The organism is Arthrobacter sp. NPDC093128, from assembly GCF_040683875.1.
Taxonomy (GTDB): Bacteria; Actinomycetota; Actinomycetes; order Actinomycetales; family Micrococcaceae; genus Arthrobacter.
In genome coordinates, this window is record NZ_JBFBEY010000002.1 from 274,627 (window position 1) to 292,179 (window position 17,553).

A 17,553-nucleotide genomic window follows, 5' to 3' on the forward strand; every position below is an offset into this window, starting at 1 on the left:
GGAGAGCTCCCCATCGCGGTCCGGCGGCTGGTTGGGTAGGCTGTCGCGGGAAACAGAGAGCCCGGTACCGGGTCTTTGGAAACGCTGCCCTGGGGGCGGCTGCGATTTTGAGGGAATTGAAAACTTGTGACAACTCTGTTCGGCAAGCTGGGTCTCAGGGAGCGCCGCAGGAAGTTGGTTTCGGGCACCGTTTTTGCGGTGGCCGGTGCCGCGCTGGTGGCGGGCGCGGTGATTTATCCCGGGTTCAAGACCACTGAGGTGGAATTGAACGACGGCGGCGTGTGGGTGGTCAGCAAGGCCAGGAATGCTGTTGGCCGGCTGAACTATCCCTCGCGCGTGCTTGACGGTGCGGTGACCCCCGCCAGCACTACCTTCGACATCCTGCAGAACTCCGGCGACGTCTTCGTCGACGACGAGACCGGCTCCACGCTGAACCAGGTTTCCCCGGCCAACATGCAGCTCGGCGGCGACAAGAAGCTCCCGGGTTCGGCGGACGTGAGCTTCGGTTCCGAGGTCATTTCCGTCACCGACGCAGCCAAGGGCAAGGTCTGGGCCCTGTCTCCGTCCACCGTCAACGCTTTCGACGAGGAATCCACCGAGCCCGCCGTGGTCGGCTCGGAAGGCCTGGTGTCCGCAGTGGGTTCCGACAACCGGATCTACAGCGCTGATCCCAAGTCGGGCGCCGTGACCGTCACGACCGTGGACGCGAACGGTGAGACTACGTCCACCGAGTCCACCGCCTGGGACGGGCTCAAGGGTGCGGGTGATCTGCAGCTTGCGGTGGTGGGGGACAAGCCGGTGGTGCTGGATGCGGGCCGGGGGAAGCTGTTTCTGCCGGGCGGGCGGGCGCTGGATCTGGCGGACGCGCGGGAGGCGAAGCTGCAGCAGTCGGGTCCGGCCTCTGACGCGGTGGCTGTGGCGACGCCGAAGGCGCTGTTGAAGCAGCCGCTGGACGGGTCCACGGCGAAGACTGTCTCGTTTGACGGTGAGGGTGTGCCGGCGGCGCCGGTGCAGCTGGGCGGCTGCATTCATGCGGCGTGGTCCGGGGCGAACAAGTATGTGCGCGATTGCGTGAATGATGCCGATGACAAGAACGTGGACGTGCCCAAGGCGAGTGCGTCGCCGTCGTACGTCTTCCGGGTGAACCGGGACCTGGTGGTCCTGAACGACGTGAACTCGGGCAATGTGTGGCTGGTGAACCAGAACATGCAGCTGGTCAACAACTGGGACGACGTTGTCCCACCCAAGAACCAGTCCAATGACCAGGACCAGGAGTCGGCGGACAACAACACCATCAACATCCTGCCGGACCGCACCAAGCCCAACCGGCCGCCGGAAACCAAGCCCGACGCCGTCGGCGTACGGCCGGGGCGCACCACCATCCTCAGCGTCCTGGACAACGACTCCGACCCCGACGGCGACGTTTTGACGGCGTCCGTCGGCAGTTCCGGGCCCACCTCGGGCACGCTCCAGAACATTTACGGGGGCACGGCGTTCCAGATCACCGTGCCCGCCGACGCCAAACCCGGCACCGAAACTTTCAGCTACAACGCGGCGGACGGCCGCGGGCTCTCCGCCGGCGGACAGGTCGCCCTGAACGTGGTTGGTCCGGACCAGAACAAACCGCCGGTCTTCAAACGCGGCGATCCCACCACCATGCTGGTGGAGCAGGGGAAAACCGTCAGCCAGAACATCCTCACCGACTGGACCGACCCCGACGGCGACGACCTGGTGCTCCTGGAGGCCAAGGCAGACAACGAACAGGACCAGGTCAAGGTCCGCCGCGACGGGCTGCTCACCTACCAGGATTCCGGGGCCGCGCCCGGCAAGAAAACCGTCACCGTTTCGGTTTGGGACGGCCGCGACACCACCACCGGCAAAGTAGTGGTCAACGTGCAGCCGCCCGGGGCGCTGGCGCCGGTGGTCAACGCCGACCACGTCACCGCCGTCGTCGGCCAGGATCTTGTGATCGCACCGCTGAAGAATGACGTCGATCCCAACGGCGGCGCCCTGCGGCTCGCCCAGGTGGAAGCATCCGGACCGGCTGAGCTCGGCCCCGTCACCGACGGCGGAACGTTCACCTTCCGCAGCGGGACCGCCGGCCCCGTCTACCTGACCTATATCGCCAGCAACGGTCCGCAAAGCAGCCAGGGCCTCATCCGCGTTGACGTGGAATCCGGCAAGGACACCGGCGATCCCGTGGCGGTCCACGACGTGGCGCTCATGCCGACGGGCGGAAGCGTCCTCCTCGACCCGCTGGTCAACGACTCCGATCCCTCCGGGGGAGTGCTGGTCCTGCAATCGGTCCAGCTTCCGGAAAACACCACCGCATCGGTGAGCGTGATCGACCACAGCGTGCTGCGGATCACCGACGTCCTCGGGACGAAGGATCCCTTCACCTTCCAGTACACGATGTCCAACGGCCGGAAGTCCGCCACCGGCAGCGTCTCCGTGGTGCCGGTGCCGGCACCCGCCGTCGTCGAGGCGCCCCAGCCCAAACCGGACGAAGTGAACGTCCGCGTCAACGACGTCGTCACCATTCCGGTGCTGGCCAATGACACCCACCCGCAGGGTGAAAAACTGACCGTGGATCCGGTGCTGCCGCAGGCAGTGGCGGAAGCGGACGGCAGGAGCTTCGTCTCGGAAAACACCCTCCGGTTCATCGCCGGACCGCAGCCGAAGACGGTCCGGGCCATCTACAACGCCGTTGACCCGCAGGGCCAGAAGAGCGCCGCGGCCGTCACCATCCACATCCTCCCGCTGGAAGGTGCCGAGAACTCCCGGCCGCAGCCGAAGAACCTGACGGCGAGGGTGGTGGCAGCCGGCTCGGTCCGCATCCCGGTGGAACTGGACGGCATCGATCCCGACGGCGACTCGGTCCAGCTCACCGGCATCGACAGCACCCCCAACATGGGGACCGCCACCGTCGGCAGCAACTTCATCGACTTCACCGCGGCCGGCGACGGCGCGGGCACGGACACCTTCCGCTACAAGGTGGTGGACCGGCAGGGCGCCGTCAATACCGGCACGGTCACCGTGGGCATCGCGCCGCGCGGCGACGCGAACCAGAAACCCACACCCGTTGACGACGACGTACAGGTCCGTCCGGGACGCCAGATCGCGGTGGACGCCACCGGAAACGACACCGACCCCGACGGCGACCCCATCGGCATTGCCGGCGACGGCATCGAGGCGCCCGCGGAACTCCAGGCGACCGTGAGCAAGGCGAGCGGACGGATCATCCTGCAGGCTCCGGCCAGCGAGGGCACCGTCAACGTCCGCTACACAGTTGCCGACGACCGCGGCGCCTCGGCTCAGGCGACCATCCGGATGAAGGTCCGGAACGACGTGCCGCTGCAGGCGCCGATCGCCAGGGATGACCGCGTGACCTCCGCCCAGACGATGGGCAAGACAGCAGTCGACGTTCCCGTGCTGAAAAACGACGAGGATCCTGACGGGGTGGGGGAGAACCTCAAGATCGCCACGGACGCCACCACCGCCCGCCCGGGTACCGACGGCAACATGATCGTGGAGCTAACGGAGCAGCCCCAGCTGATCCCGTACAGCGTCGAGGATGTGGACGGCCAGAAGTCGACCGCCATCATCTGGGTGCCCGGCGTCGGCCAGCAGGTGCCCACGCTGGCCAAGGACGAGGTCCTTGAAGTTATTGCCGGACAGTCGGTAGCTGTGGACCTGAAGGAATGGGTGAAGGTCCGCGACGGCCGTTCGCCGCGCCTCACCCAGACCGACCGGATCAAGCTGATCGGCGCCGACGGCGGTGACCCTGTGGCCGGAAACGGCACGGCGATCAACTACACGGCCGGCCAAGACTACGTGGGCCCCGGCTCCATCAGCTTCGAAGTCACCGACGGCTCCGGCCCGGACGACGCGGACGGCCTGAAATCGACCCTCAGCATCCGGACCAAAGTGCTGCCGGACCCCAACCGGAACAACCCGCCCACCCTGCTGGGAAGCGCGGTGGACGTTCCCAAGGGTGAATCCGCGGACACCGACCTGGGCCGGCTGACCGCGGACCCGGACCGGGACGACGTGGAGAACATGAAGTACGAACTGGTGGGTAACAACCCGGCCGGCTTCAACGCCCGCATCGACGGCAAGACCCTGAAGACGTCGGTCGACGGTTCAACGGCCACCGGCACGTCCGGAGCGGTCCAGGTCAAGGCGAAGGATCCACGGGGACTGGAAACCACCGCCACATTCCAGCTCGCCGTCACCGCGTCCAACCGCCCCAAGCCGGTGGCCAGCGACGATATCGAGCCCAACGCGGCCGCCGGCAAGACGGTGTCCGTGGATGTCCTCGCCAACGATTCCAACCCGTTCCCGGAAACGCCGCTGAAGATCGTCTCGGCTGCAACGGAGACCGGCAGCGGCAGCGTTGAGGTGGCCGGGGGCAACATCAATGTGACCCCCGCTTCCGGCTTCACTGGAACCCTGGTTGTGTCCTACACAGTTGAGGACAAGACCGGGGAAGCGTCCCGGAATGCCACCGCCCGGATCCGCCTGACGGTGAAGGACAAGCCGCTGGCACCCGCCACGCCGCAGGCCCAAAGCGTCGGTGACCAGACGGCCCTGCTGAACTGGACTGCACCGGCGGACCGCGGTTCACCCATTACCAAGTACACGGTGTACGGCGAGGGCGGCTACCAGCAGGATTGCCCGGCCAACTCCTGCACCCTGAACAGCCTGGTCAACAACACCAAGTACCACTTCCAGGTCACGGCCACGAACGAGTTCGGCGAATCGGACAGGTCTCCGGTCTCCGCCGAGGTCCGCCCGGACGTCAAGCCCGACACTCCTGTTGCCCCGGCGCTGAAGTTCGGCGACAAGCAACTCACCGTGGCCTGGTCCGCGCCGGCCAGCAAGGGCTCGCCGGTCAAGTCCTATGACCTGGAGATCTCCCCGGCACCCGCGGGGCAGAACGCCCAGATCCAGAACCTGACGTCCCTCAGCTACGTCTGGAAGGGCCTGCAGAACGGCGTGGCCTACAAGGTCCGGGTCCTGGCGCGCAACGATGCCAAGGAGCCGTCCGAGTGGAGCGCCTACTCCGCGGCGGAAACGCCGGCCGGAGTACCGGTGACCCCGGCTGCGCCAAGCGTCTCCGGCGCCGGCTCCGTCGGCAACCAGAGCCAGCTGCAGGTCAGCTGGAACGCGCCGAACAACAACGGCGACGCCATCTCGGCCTACACGCTGACCACGTACCTTGGCGGCGCCGCCGTGGCCACACAGCAGGTGACGGCCGGAACGTCGCAGAACGTGACCGTCAGCAACTCGGAATCGAACTACACGTTCACGGTGTCGGCCACCAACAAGGCCGGCACCAGCGGCACCAGCGCGCAGTCGGCCCCCATCCGGGCCGCCGGAAAGCCAGGTTCCGTCAACAGCGGAACGGTGGCGGACACCGGCGTCAGCGGCCAACTGAAGGTGACGTTCACCGAACTGACTGCAGCCCAGCGCAACGGTTCCACGGCCGATGAGATCCGTTACAGCTACAGCGCCTCCAGCGGCCAGAAGGGCGCCATCAACCCCGGCGGCGGGAACATCAACGGGCTTCCCAACGGAACCAACGTGACCATCAACATCATCGCGACCTCCATCAAGAACAACACCGCCGGCGATGGCAAGGCCATCGGCACAGCCAACCCGTACGGTCCGCCGAACGCCCCGAACGTCAATGGTGGGACGTCGGCGAAGGGCGATGGCCAGGTGCACTGGACCTGGAACAACCCGCTCACCAACGGCCGGCCGCTGGACCACTACCAGGTCAGAGTTGACAGCGGCGGCTGGCAGAACGTGGGCAAGGCCAACAGCTTCGACGCCGCTGGCGGCGGCTGGAGCAACACCCGGACCCTTGAGGTACGTGCGGTGACCGTGGTGACCGGCCCGGCAGGTTCCGCCAGGGCAACCTCCGGCGCTGACCCCACGCCGCCGCCTCCTGCCTCGCAGATCCAGGTGGATGCCAGCAGCGTGCGCACCTGTCCCGGGAAACCGGGCCAGAGCGACAGCTATACCCCCGGCTCGCCCGCCAGTTGCGGCGTCGGTTGGGTGGAGCGGTCCTGGGGCAAGTTGTCCATTGACTGCACCAAGGACATCTACGGCAACGGAACAGCCTGGTACAGGCTGACCGAGTCGGCAAAGGACGGATGGTTCGTAAAGTCCACCACGGTGGATCTCTACGGATCCCGGCCCGGCGGATGCTGACCAAAACAAATAGACTAATCGCTGGACGAAGCGGGCAGTGGCCCGAAGTTTCACCCGAACCCGGAAGAGGATTCACCCATGACCATGACAACTGAGCAGGCCGCCTGGTTTGCAGGAACATTCGAGAAGCTCGTTGCCAACGTAGGGCAGGCCGTGCTTGGCAAGGCCCACGTCATCAGCCTGACCTTCACGGCCATGCTGGCCGAAGGGCACGTCCTCTTCGAGGATGCGCCCGGGACCGGCAAGACCTCCCTGGCACGCGCCCTGGCAGCTACGGTGCAGGGGTCCAACAACCGCATCCAGTTCACTCCGGACCTCCTGCCCTCCGACGTCACGGGGGTAACAATCTACGACCAGAAGACGCAGAAGTTCGAGTTCCACAAGGGCCCCATCTTCAACAACATCGTGCTGGCCGACGAGATCAACCGGGCCTCGCCCAAGACGCAGTCCGCCCTCCTTGAGGTCATGGAGGAATCGCGGGTCACTGTCGACGGCACCACGTACGAAGCCGGCCGCCCCTTCATGGTGATGGCCACGCAGAACCCGATCGAGCAGGCCGGCACCTACCGCCTGCCCGAAGCCCAGCTGGACCGCTTCCTGATCAAGACCTCCATCGGCTACCCGGACCACGCATCCACCGTGAAGCTGCTCGGCGGCGCCAACCTCAAGGACCGGTCCAAGGACATCACCGCCGTCATCACCACCCAGGCGATCGGCGACATGGCTGACCTGGCCGCAACCACCCACGTGGACACCGCCGTCCTGGAATACATCTCGCGGCTTTGCGAGGAGACCCGCAACGCGCCCGAGACCCGGCTCGGTGTCTCTGTCCGCGGTGCCCTGGCCATGGTCCGTGCCGCCAAAGTCTGGGCAGCAAGCCAGGGCCGCAACTTCGTTCTTCCGGATGACGTGAAGGACCTGGCCAGCGTGGTCTGGACCCACCGCTTTGTGATGGACCCGGAAGCAGAATTCTCCGGCGCCACCGCCGAAGCCGTGCTGGCCCGTGTCCTGACCGAGGTTGCTGCCCCGCAGCAGCGCGCCGGCGTCTAAGCGGTGCCCGCTCACTATTCCGGCAAGACCCACGCGCGAACAAAGGCACAGATATGTCCAGCAGCACTCCGTTGACCCGGCTTGCTGAACGCCTGAAGAGGCCGTTTTCCGGTGAAGGGGCGGTGTCCCGCCTGCGCCCGGCCGCCATGTGGTCCGAAGCCGTCAGCACGGCTGGCCTTGCATTGGCGCCCGCCTGGTCCAAAGTCCGCTGGGTCTGGCTGCAGTACGCCTGGCCGGTGCTCTCGGTGGTCAGTGTCCTGGGCTGGTCCGTCCTGGCCGCGTCCATCCTGCTCTGGAGCGTCGGCCAGGCCTATGGCTGGCAGGAGGCGAAGGCCGCCGCCGTGGCAGCCTTCGTCCTGTTCGTCCTCGCCGTCGGCTTCATCCTGGGCCGCTCCTCATATGGCGTGGTGCTGGACCTCGCCAGGACCAGGGTGGCAGTGGGGGACAGCGCCGTCGGCAGCATCGCGGTGTCCAACACCTCCACGCGTCCGCTCCTGCCGGCAGCGCTTGAGCTCCCCGTGGGAGCCGCGACCGCCGTCTTCCACCTGCCGCGGATGAAACCGCAGCAGGTCCACGAGGACCTGTTCACGATTCCCACCGCCCGGCGGGCGGTAATTATGGTGGGTCCGGTGCGGTCGGTCCGCGCCGACCCCCTGCACCTGCTGCGCCGCCAAGTGTTGTGGACTGAGCCGGAGGACCTCTACGTACATCCGCGGACCGTTGCCCTGGCCGGTTCCGCCGCCGGTTTCATCCGGGACCTTGAAGGCATGCCCACCACGGACCTGTCCAGCGCGGACGTGTCGTTCCACGCCCTCCGCGACTACGTGCCCGGCGATGACCGCCGCCACATCCACTGGAAAACCACAGCGCGGACCAACAAGCTCATGGTGCGGCAGTTCGAAGAGACACGCCGCGCCCACCTAGCCATCTCGCTCTCCATCAACACGGACGAGTACGAGACCGAGCATGAATTCGAGTTGGCCATATCCGCTGCCGCGTCCATCGGCCGCCAGGCAATCCGCGAGCAGCGCGAACTCGACGTCCTCACCCAGAAGGGCCCCCTCCGCTGCGAGACCGGCCGGAACATGCTGGACGATATGACCCGGATCGTGGGTTCACCGCTGCGGAAGACCGCTGTTGACCTGGCCCGGTCGCTGGCGGACACCATTCCGAATGCCTCGGTGGTCTTCTTCGTTGTGGGCAGCCGGGTTACCCCCGCCCAGCTCCGCTCGGCCGCCGCCTCGGTAGCGCCGGGCGTGCGCAGCCTCGCCGTCCGCATTCAGGCGGGGGCAGCACCGGCCCGCGCCAACATCGCGGACCTGACAGTCCTGACGCTCGGGGACCTGTCCGACCTCGCCATCATCCTCAGAAAGGCGGCTGCATGAGCTCCGCACCCGCTTTCCGGCCACGCAGGCAGCCCGCGCAGCCGCAGCCGTCCGCCTTCAGCGACGGCCAGCCGGCCTGGCACTTTGCCCTCGACGCCGGTGCCCTGGTTGTCCTGCTGGGGCTCGGTGTCCTCGGGTTCAGCCTCAGCTTCGGCGGCGACCCGTACTATCTGATCGCCGGATTCGGCGGCATCCTGCTCGGCCTCGGCATTGCCGCGGCCAACGCCCACTTCAGGCTCGGGACGCTGATCACCGCGGCCGCCGCGCTCGGCTCGTACCTGGTTCTGGGCACCCTGCTTGCCGTGCCGGATGCTGCCATCGCCGGTTTTGTGCCCACGCTGGAGTCCCTGCGGACCCTCCTGCTGGGCGTCGTCTTCTCCTGGAAGGACATGCTCACTGTCGGCGTCCCGGTGGGAACCGCCGGCGGGATGCTCATTGTCCCGTTCCTGAGCGCACTCATCACGGCGCTGGCCGCAGGGCTGATGACATGGCGGCTGAAGAGCCCGTACTGGCCGCTCCTGCCCGTCCTGGTGCTCTTCGTCACCGGTATCGCGTTCAGCACCAACGCCGGCTTCCTCAACGTGGAGCGCGGCATCTCCCTGACGGTCGTGGCCGTGGCCTGGGCCACCTTCCGCCGGGACGCGCACCGACGCCGCGACACCCGCAAAGTGTCCGTCAACCGGCCGGAGTCGGACGCGGCCACCGCCCGCCGCGCCAAGGTCCGCCGGCTGGGATCCGCTGCCGGGGTCATCGCTGCCTGCGTCGCCATTACGGCCGTGGCCTCGCCGCTGGTCACTGCCAGCGACGACAGGACGGTCCTTCGCAACACGATCATCCCCCCGTTCGACCCGAAGGACTACATCACCCCGCTGGCGAGCTTCCGCAACTTCGTCAAGGACAAGAAGGACGACAACCTGTTCGTCGTCAAGGGCCTTCCCCGGGACGGACGGGTCAGGCTTGCTGCGCTGGACGCGTTCAACGGCACCAACTACAACATGGACCCGGACAGCTCAGGAAACTTCAGCAAGGTGGGGGATGCCAAGTCCCTCAACACGCTTGCTGACTCCGACGGCATAGTCCCCAGCAACGACTACACGCTGGACATCACCATCGAGGATTACCAGGGGTACTTCCTGCCCGGTGGCCGCCGTACCACCGGAATCAGTTTCACCGGCGACTCTTCCAGTGCTGCGTCGGGGCTGTACTTCAACTCCGGGACGGACACTGCGGTCACCACCAAGGGCCTCGCGAAGGGCGATGCGTACAGCGTCCAGGTATCCGACCCCGCCAAGCTTGAGCATGGCCAGCTGACGCAGTACGACTTCGCCAAAGTGGCGCTCCCGGACGCTTCGGAAGTGCCGCCCGTGGTCGGTTCACAGGCCAACGATTTGTCTGCCGATGCTCCCACGGCGATCGACCGGGTCCGGCAGATCGAGGCCCATTTCCAGAAGAAGGGGGCCTTCAGCAACGGACTGATCGACGACGGTCAGCTGCCAAGCGTGTCCGGGCACGGTTCAGCGCGCATCCGCAGCCTCCTGACCGCCAAGCAGATGCTGGGCGACGATGAGCAGTACGCCGTGGCAATGTCCCTGATGCTCAGGCACCTGGGTATCCCGTCACGGGTGGTGATGGGCTTCTACCCGGATCCGAAGAGCCCGGAAAACGGTGCCGGAGAAGTGAAAATCACCGGCAAGGACGTCCACGCCTGGGTGGAGGTCGCCTTCGACCGTGTCGGCTGGGTGTCCTTCGACCCCACACCGCCCAAGGACAACGTCCCGATCCCGCCGGACCCGGAGAACAAGTCCAAGCCCAAACCCCAGGTCCTGCAGCCGCCGCCCCCGCCGCAGGAGCCGGCCGACCTGCCCCCGGACTCTTCCCCGGACGCGCTTGACGCTGACCAGAAGAAGAACAACCCGTGGCTGTTCTGGGGACCCATCCTCACCGCAATCGGTATTGCCCTGATCCCCATCGGGATCCTGGCGTTGCCGCTGCTCCTCATCGCGCTGCTCAAGAGCAGGCGCCGCAAGGCCCGGTTCTCCGACGGACACCCGGCCGAACGGGTTGGTGGCGGCTGGAACGAAGTAGTCAGCCTCGCAACGGACATGGGCGCCGCCGTGGACACCCGGGCAACACGCCGGGAGTCCGCCGTCGTCCTTGGCGAGGCATTCCCGGGAACGGCCGGCACCACCACGCTGCTGGCGCACCGTGCCGATGCCTCCATTTTCGGGTCCGGACAGCCCAGCGAAGCGGACGTTCAGGAGTACTGGACAATCGTGGACGGCTCGCTCAAGGAAATGACCGCCACGGTGGGATTCTGGGGCCGGCAAGCTGCCCGTTTCTCACCGCGTTCCCTCCTGTCGGACGGCAGGACCGCACTCAAACTGAGGGGACTCCGGCCTGTCCGGCCGGCGAAAACGGACCCCGCGGGTAGGGTGGATGGCGGTCCGGCACCGTCGGGCCCGGCCGCGTCCGGGACGGACGACGAACAGACCGTGCTGCGGCGCGATTTGAGAGAGAACCGCAACGAACCATGATGCACGACGCCGAGCGCTGCCAGCGCTGCCAGCAACTGATACGTCCCGGAGCGACGTTCTGCCCGGCCTGTGGTGCCCCTCTGACCAACAGGGCCGCCCGTAACGTCCGGAACATCGACCACTCGCAGCGGGAGCTGATGGAGCGGGCCGCCGCGCATGGCAGCCCGATTCCCGGTAGTATCCCGGTAGCACAGGCGGGGGCGGACGCCGCCGGACCGGGCGCCTTCGGGCAAGCAGCCCACGGACGAGGGACGCAGGTGCACGGAGCCCAGGCACCAGGCGCCGACGTACAAGGCGCCTACGTACAAGGGGGAGGTACCGGAATGGGTGGCAATCTGGACTTGGTTCCCGCGGCGCCCGGCAAACGCCTGGGCGCCGCCGTGCTCGACTGGGTGGGGCCGGCCGCGTTGCTGGTGGTGATGCTGACCATCGGGTTCACCACGGTCACCCGCACCCAGAGCGGCGGCTTCATCGTTTACGACACGGCGATGCTGGTGCTGCTTGGCGGCATCGCCGTTGGCATCACCGTGGTCTACATGCTGGTGCAGCTCGGAATCGAAGGCCGCTCCGGCAACACCATCGGCAACCGGCTCATGGGCATCCGCAGCACGGACCCGGACGGCTACGCCCCGGGCGGCGGAGCCGTGTTCCTGCGGGGCCTCATCACCGGGGCAGGCCTCCTCCTGACCGTGGCCGCAGCGGTGCTCGTGGTGGTCTTCAAGTGGTTCGAAGCCGCCCTGTGGATCCTTGCGCCCCTGGGTCTGCTCGGCATTGCCTGGGCATTCGTGGTCGTGGCTTCCAACTCCTGGGACAGGAACGGCAGGCTCCAAGGCTGGCACGACACTGCGGCCAAGACCCTCGTGTTCGACGTCAGCGCCGGCCGCAACCCCATAACAACCGGGGGAATCCAGGGGCCGTACAGCTTCGCCCCGCTGGACCTCCCTCCCGTGCAACAGGTTTCCTCACCGATTGCGGGCGCGGCGAGCAGGCCGGCCCAAGGATTGCCTGCGCAAGCACCGGCGCAAGCACCCGCCAGTGCCCAGGTCATCAACCCCCAGGGCGCGCCGGTGCAGGGCAACAACTCTCCTGCGGCATTTCCGCAGGCACCCCTGAACCCGAACCAGTGGCAGCCTCCGGCAGCGCCCCAGCCGTGGGCCGGCCCTGCCGCCGCTGCGCCTGTTCCACCGGCGGCGCCTGCCGGGCCCGCCCCGGTCCAGACCAGGCCGCTGCCGGACCCGGAGGTCCAGGGCCCGGCTGCGCAGCCACTGCCGGCCCAGGATCTGACGGCGCGGGCACCGACAACGCAGGACCCGACCATGCAGGCGCCGACCGTTCCGGCGTGGGCTTTCCACCCGGACGACGACCACGACCGGACCCAGATGCGCGGGCAAACCGTGCCGGCCCCGGTAGCTGTGCTGCGCATCAGGCTGGACGACGGCCGCGACTTCCAGCTTGACCGAACCGTCCTTATCGGACGGAATCCGAACGGCCATCCGGGCGAACAGATCTCGCAACTGCTCGCCGTCGCCGACCCCGGCCGTTCCATCTCCAAGACCCACCTGCACCTGCTCGAGGACAACGGCGGCGTCTGGGTTACCGACCGCAACTCCACCAACGGCAGCGCCGTCACCACTCCGGACGGCATCCGTACTGCTTTGCAGGCCGGGGAACCCGCCTTTGTACGCCCAGGGTCCACCGTGCACTTCGGTGACCGCACCTTCCACCTAGGACAGGCATGAATTCCCAGCCGGCAGCCGCCACCTCTGACACGGGCCGGGAGCCCGGACTTCTATTGAGCTGCGGCTACGGCACGGATCGTGGCCTGCGCCGGGAACTCAATGAGGATTCGTTCATCGCCTCGGATCCGGTGTTCGCCGTCGCGGACGGCATGGGGGGCCACGAAGCGGGCGAGATCGCCAGCGGAATCTGCGTCCGGACACTCGCCGGGATGCCGCAGCTGGCCACGGGGGAGCGGACGGCCACGGCCGAGGTCGTGCAGCAATACCTGGTCAGTGCCGATGAACGCATCCGCACCGCCACGGGCTCGCGTGCCGGCACCACCCTCTCCGGTGTTGTGGTCGTGGAACAAATGGGTGTCCCGTACTGGCTGGTCATGAACATCGGCGACTCGCGGACCTACCGGCTGAGCCAGGGCGAATTCGCGCAGGTCAGCGTTGACCATTCCGAAGTGCAGGAACTTGTCGACGCGGGCGAAATCACCAAGGAGCAGGCGGCAGTCCATCCCCGCAGGCACGTCGTGACCCGCGCCCTGGGGACCGGCGACGAGACAGAAGCCGACTACTGGCTGCTGCCCGTCGAGGAAGGCGACCGCATCATGGTCTGCTCGGACGGCCTTAACGCCGAGCTCACCGACGACCACATGTTCCGCATCCTGAGCACGGTGGGCCACCCCCAGGACGCCGTGGACGCCCTCATCCAGGCGGCACTCCGCAGCGGCGGCCGTGACAACGTCACCGTGATCGTCGTGGATGCCAGGAATGTCATGAACGACGCCGGAACGGACACCGCGCCCCGTCCGGCGGTCGAAGACGAGGACACATTGCCGCGCACCGAAGTGCTCGACAGCGCCGCGGTGGACACGGAGGAACTTCCCGAGGTTCCCGGTTCCGCACAGCCTGCCGATGCGCCGGACCCTGCGGACCAGGCTTCGGCCGGGGACGCTCCGGATGCCGTAAACGAAAACGAGGACCGCCACGATGGTCTCAAGTAGCTACACCCCGGGAACCTGGCTTGGGGTGGTCCGGTCCGGGACCGCTGTGCTGCTGGCGCCCGCGACGCCGCCTGCGCTCGTGGACTCGCTCTGGGAGCTTCTTGCCCGCGAGCCCGAGGTCCACGAAGTACTGCACGCGGTAACCAGTGCCTCCTCCGGTTCGCTGGCACAGATTCCGTGGTTCGGCATCGTGGAGTTCCGGGATTCCCTCCGGGTGTTCCTTCGCGGTGACATTGAGCTGACAGCCCAGCTTGCCGCAGGACCGGTGGAGCTGAACGGCAGCGACGTGACCACCTGGACCGAGCGCAGGCTCAGCGCACCGGAATCGTATAAGGTCTCGGTTCCCGGCGACGCCGCCGGGGCAGCCGAACTCCCGCTGGCTGAGGGCGTTGTGCTGTTGCAGAGCCTCACCGTGGGACGCGTCGCCGCGGCCCTGGCGCCGATGCCGGAGATGCCGGAAACGTCCGGAACGGAACCGGGCGGGCCGGCGGAAGTCCCACTCTCTGAACTTCCCGTCGCGGAAGTCCCGGTGGTGGAAGTATCCGTAGAGCAAGTCCCGGCGGCGGAGGTCCCGGTGGCAGAGCCACCCGCTGAGGTGCCGGCGGCCCTGGCGCCGGTGGAACCTGCGCAAGCCCCTGTGCACGCCCCCGAACCCGTCCGCGAGGTGTCTGCTGAACACGGTGCGTCCGCCGTAACCGTGATGGGTCTTCCCGATGACGACCTCGAGTACACGAACCACGGAACGGCCGGACTGCCGGACGAGGCTGCCACAGACGAGGCTGCCACGGAAGATGCAGCCACGGAAGATGCAGCCATGGAAGTTGCCGGCACGGAGGTTGCCGACGCCGCCTCCGGAACGGAGGCCCCCGAGGTTCCCGCGAACGAGCTGACGGGAAGTTACGACCATCTGTGGGACAAGACCGTTATGCGGCGCATTGAGGACGCCGCGGTGCGGGATGAGCCCGAGGAGGAGCTGGGGGACCAGTCCAGCGTGGAACCGGCCGGCCCGGAGGAATCTGCCGACGGGCACGGCGATCAGCAGGAGGCAGCAGCGGAGGAACCCGCGCAAGTCGACGCCCAGCCGTCCTTTCGTGCACAGCTGCCCGTGCCCGCACACCCAAGCATGCCTGCTTCGCCCCTGATCCCCGCCCAGCAGGGCGGGCTGATCGACTCCGTCCCGTGGAACACCGGCGGCGACATGCCGGCCCGGCCGGCCGGGCCGCCGTCGTTCGTTCCCGAGTCGTTCGTTCCGCCGTCGTCAGGCGAAACGCCGGACTGGCAAATCCCGTCAGCTGTGCCCGCGCCGGAAGGCGACCACGACGGCGAAACGATCATGAAAAGCGACCTCGGGCTCGGAACCGCCCCGCAGGTGCCGGCCCCTGCCGCCGGTAGCGGCCCGGCCACCGGCCCCATGGTCCTGGCACGTGTCTGCGCGCAGGGCCACGCGAACCCGCCGACGCACGCGCAGTGCACCGGCTGCGGTATGGCCCTGGCTTCCGACGCCGTGCAGGTACGGCGCCCACGGCTGGGGCGCGTCCGGGTGTCCACCGGTGAACTGATCGACCTGGACCAGTCGCTCGTGATCGGCCGCCAGCCTTCCGTGTCCCGGGTCCAGGGCGGCGGCATGCCGCGGCTCGTCCAGGTGGCCAGCCCCAGCGGCGACATTTCCCGGTCACATGTTGAAGTGCGCCTTGAAGGCTGGCACGTGATGCTGTGCGACCTCAAGGCCACCAACGGCACCGTCCTGGTCCGGGAAGGCCAGCCGCCCCGGCGTCTTGCCCAGAACGAGATGGCCATCCTTCTAGACGGAGATATTGCAGAACTCGGCGACGATGTATCGCTGCGGTTCGAGGAGATTCTATGAGTTCCAAGCGGCCCGTAGCCCCGCCGCCGCCCATTCCCGGCTTCACGTACATCAGCCTGCTCGGTTCGGGCGGGTTCTCCGACGTCTATCTGTACGAACAGGACAGGCCGCGGCGCAAGGTTGCCGTCAAGGTGCTCCTGTCCGACCTGAAGACCGAGGGTGCCCGGCGCCGCTTCGAATCCGAAGCGAACCTCATGGCCCAGCTGTCCTCGCACCCGTACATCGTCACCATCTTCGAAGCCGAAGTCACCGGGGACGGCCATTCCTACCTGGCCATGGAGTACTGCTCCCGGCCAAGCCTGGACGTCCGCTACCGGCGGCAGCGGTTCAGCGTGGATGAAGTCCTGGCAGTCGGGATCCAGGTGGCATCCGCCGTCGAGACCGCCCACCGGGCCGGCATTGTCCACCGGGACATCAAACCGGCCAACATCCTGGTCACCGACTACAACCGTCCGGCGCTGACGGACTTCGGCATCTCCGGCACCCTCGGCAGCGATGCGGACGAGGACGCCGGGATGTCGATTCCGTGGTCCCCGCCCGAACAGTTCCGGGACGGCCCCGTGGACGGCGTGATGGTGGACGTCTGGGCGCTCGGCGCCACGCTGTACACGCTTCTGGCCGGACGGTCGCCGTTCGTCCTGCCGGGTGCCGACAATTCGCAGCGCGAACTGATTTCCCGGATCACCAACTCACCGGTGCCCCGGCTGGGGCGTGCGGACGTCCCAGAGTCTCTGGAGCTGGCGCTCTCGACGGCGATGGCCAAGTCGGCCGCCTCCCGGTACTCCTCGGCCCATGCCTTCGCCCTGGCATTGCAGCGCACGCAGGCGGAGCTCAACCTTTCAGTCACCCCCTTCGAGGTCCTGGAGGAGGCTCACGGCGACGACAGCCACCCGGACGACGGCTTCGAGGAAACCAGGGTGCGGAGCATCGCCTCCGTGGATCCGGACCAGACAGGACACGCCCCGACATTCCCGGCCAGGGCACGTCCTGTGTCGCCTTCCGGGTTCACCCCCGTCATGCCTTCGGCACCGCCCGTACCTTCGGGGCCGGTTCCGGGGCCGGCCGCACGCCCGGATCAACACGATGACTGGGCGCAGGGCACCATGCTGCGGGGCAGCATCGCGGCAGCACCGCCGGCCGGCGCCGGAGATGATGCCACCGACGACGCGACGGTCCACCGGGGTTCCGCAGGGAAACAGGGAGGCTGGCAGGGCGGTCCGGCGGGCCGGGACAACCGCAGCGACGCCGACATCGCCGCCACGGTCAACAGGCCGCAGCCGGTGCGTGAGGTACCTGCGGAGGCCCCCGTTGATCACACCAAGCGGAACCTCTGGCTGTCGGTGGCGGGCGCTGCGGTGCTGGCCGTCGCCGTCGTCATCGGCATTGTCCTGGCAAATTCCGCCGTGCCGAAAACGGTGCCGACCGAAACGGTGAGCAAACCGCCCGCGGATCCGCTGGACAGCGGTACTGTTCCAGACGTCGAAGGCCTGACCGCGGCGCGTGATGACCCGGAAGGGCGACTCATCGTCTTCAGGTGGACGAACCCGCAGCCCAAGGACGGCGACACGTACAAGTGGCGAATCAAGACCGCCCAATCCGACGGCCCCTATGAGACCGAGCGTGCGAGGAACATCGTTGTTTCCGGGCTTAACCCGCCGGTCTGCGTCCAGGTCATCATTGTCCGCGCCGACGGTGCCGCTTCACCGGGAGGGCCTGACTCCATTGCTTGCTTTGGCTCGTAGCCGCCACATGGAACAAATGGACAGCCGA

General features: G+C 67.4%; 8 protein-coding genes. All 8 read left to right on the forward strand.

Features of this window, described 5'->3' with window-relative positions; genetic code table 11:
* The first annotated feature begins 126 nt into the window (after nt 1-126).
* The 8 genes from AB0N24_RS03145 to AB0N24_RS03180 all read left to right on the forward strand — a co-directional run bounded on the left by AB0N24_RS03145 (nt 127) and on the right by AB0N24_RS03180 (nt 17,525).
* Nucleotides 127-6,219, forward strand: a complete 6,093-nt coding sequence (locus AB0N24_RS03145; RefSeq protein ID WP_364120291.1) for an Ig-like domain-containing protein — start codon at nt 127-129, stop codon at nt 6,217-6,219.
* A 78-nt stretch (nt 6,220-6,297) separates the two neighbouring features.
* Complete coding sequence (locus AB0N24_RS03150) at nt 6,298-7,269, forward strand: MoxR family ATPase (RefSeq protein WP_364120294.1); 972 nt, start codon at nt 6,298-6,300, stop codon at nt 7,267-7,269.
* 53 nt (nt 7,270-7,322) lie between these two features.
* On the forward strand, nt 7,323-8,654 hold the full coding sequence (locus AB0N24_RS03155; protein WP_364120297.1) for a DUF58 domain-containing protein: 1,332 nt from the start codon (nt 7,323-7,325) through the stop codon (nt 8,652-8,654).
* A complete protein-coding gene (locus AB0N24_RS03160; protein ID WP_364120300.1) occupies nt 8,651-11,188 on the forward strand; it encodes a transglutaminaseTgpA domain-containing protein in 2,538 nt (845 codons plus the stop codon). The genes AB0N24_RS03155 and AB0N24_RS03160 overlap by 4 nt, the downstream gene beginning before the upstream one ends.
* Nucleotides 11,185-12,927: an RDD family protein gene (locus AB0N24_RS03165; protein WP_364120302.1), complete on the forward strand. Its 1,743-nt coding sequence runs from the start codon at nt 11,185-11,187 to the stop codon at nt 12,925-12,927. Before AB0N24_RS03160 ends, AB0N24_RS03165 begins: the two co-directional genes overlap by 4 nt.
* Nucleotides 12,924-13,919, forward strand: coding sequence for a protein phosphatase 2C domain-containing protein (locus tag AB0N24_RS03170; RefSeq protein WP_364120305.1), 996 nt, complete (start codon nt 12,924-12,926; stop codon nt 13,917-13,919). Before AB0N24_RS03165 ends, AB0N24_RS03170 begins: the two co-directional genes overlap by 4 nt.
* Entirely contained in the window at nt 13,906-15,783 is a 1,878-nt protein-coding gene (locus AB0N24_RS03175) for an FHA domain-containing protein (RefSeq protein WP_364120307.1), read from the forward strand. The genes AB0N24_RS03170 and AB0N24_RS03175 overlap by 14 nt, the downstream gene beginning before the upstream one ends.
* Nucleotides 15,780-17,525: a serine/threonine-protein kinase gene (locus tag AB0N24_RS03180; protein WP_364120310.1), complete on the forward strand. Its 1,746-nt coding sequence runs from the start codon at nt 15,780-15,782 to the stop codon at nt 17,523-17,525. The genes AB0N24_RS03175 and AB0N24_RS03180 overlap by 4 nt, the downstream gene beginning before the upstream one ends.
* The last annotated feature ends 28 nt before the right edge of the window (nt 17,526-17,553 follow it).

What these genes read in the sequence shown, in the direction of transcription:
- AB0N24_RS03160 (WP_364120300.1), top strand. Translation starts at nt 8,651, where the DNA reads ATGAGCTCCGCACCCGCTTTCCGGCCACGCAGGCAGCCCGCGCAGCCG.
- AB0N24_RS03175 (WP_364120307.1), top strand. Translation starts at nt 13,906, where the DNA reads ATGGTCTCAAGTAGCTACACCCCGGGAACCTGGCTTGGGGTGGTCCGG.
- AB0N24_RS03155 (WP_364120297.1), top strand. Translation starts at nt 7,323, where the DNA reads ATGTCCAGCAGCACTCCGTTGACCCGGCTTGCTGAACGCCTGAAGAGG.
- AB0N24_RS03150 (WP_364120294.1), top strand. Translation starts at nt 6,298, where the DNA reads ATGACCATGACAACTGAGCAGGCCGCCTGGTTTGCAGGAACATTCGAG.
- AB0N24_RS03165 (WP_364120302.1), top strand. Translation starts at nt 11,185, where the DNA reads ATGATGCACGACGCCGAGCGCTGCCAGCGCTGCCAGCAACTGATACGT.
- AB0N24_RS03180 (WP_364120310.1), top strand. Translation starts at nt 15,780, where the DNA reads ATGAGTTCCAAGCGGCCCGTAGCCCCGCCGCCGCCCATTCCCGGCTTC.
- AB0N24_RS03170 (WP_364120305.1), top strand. Translation starts at nt 12,924, where the DNA reads ATGAATTCCCAGCCGGCAGCCGCCACCTCTGACACGGGCCGGGAGCCC.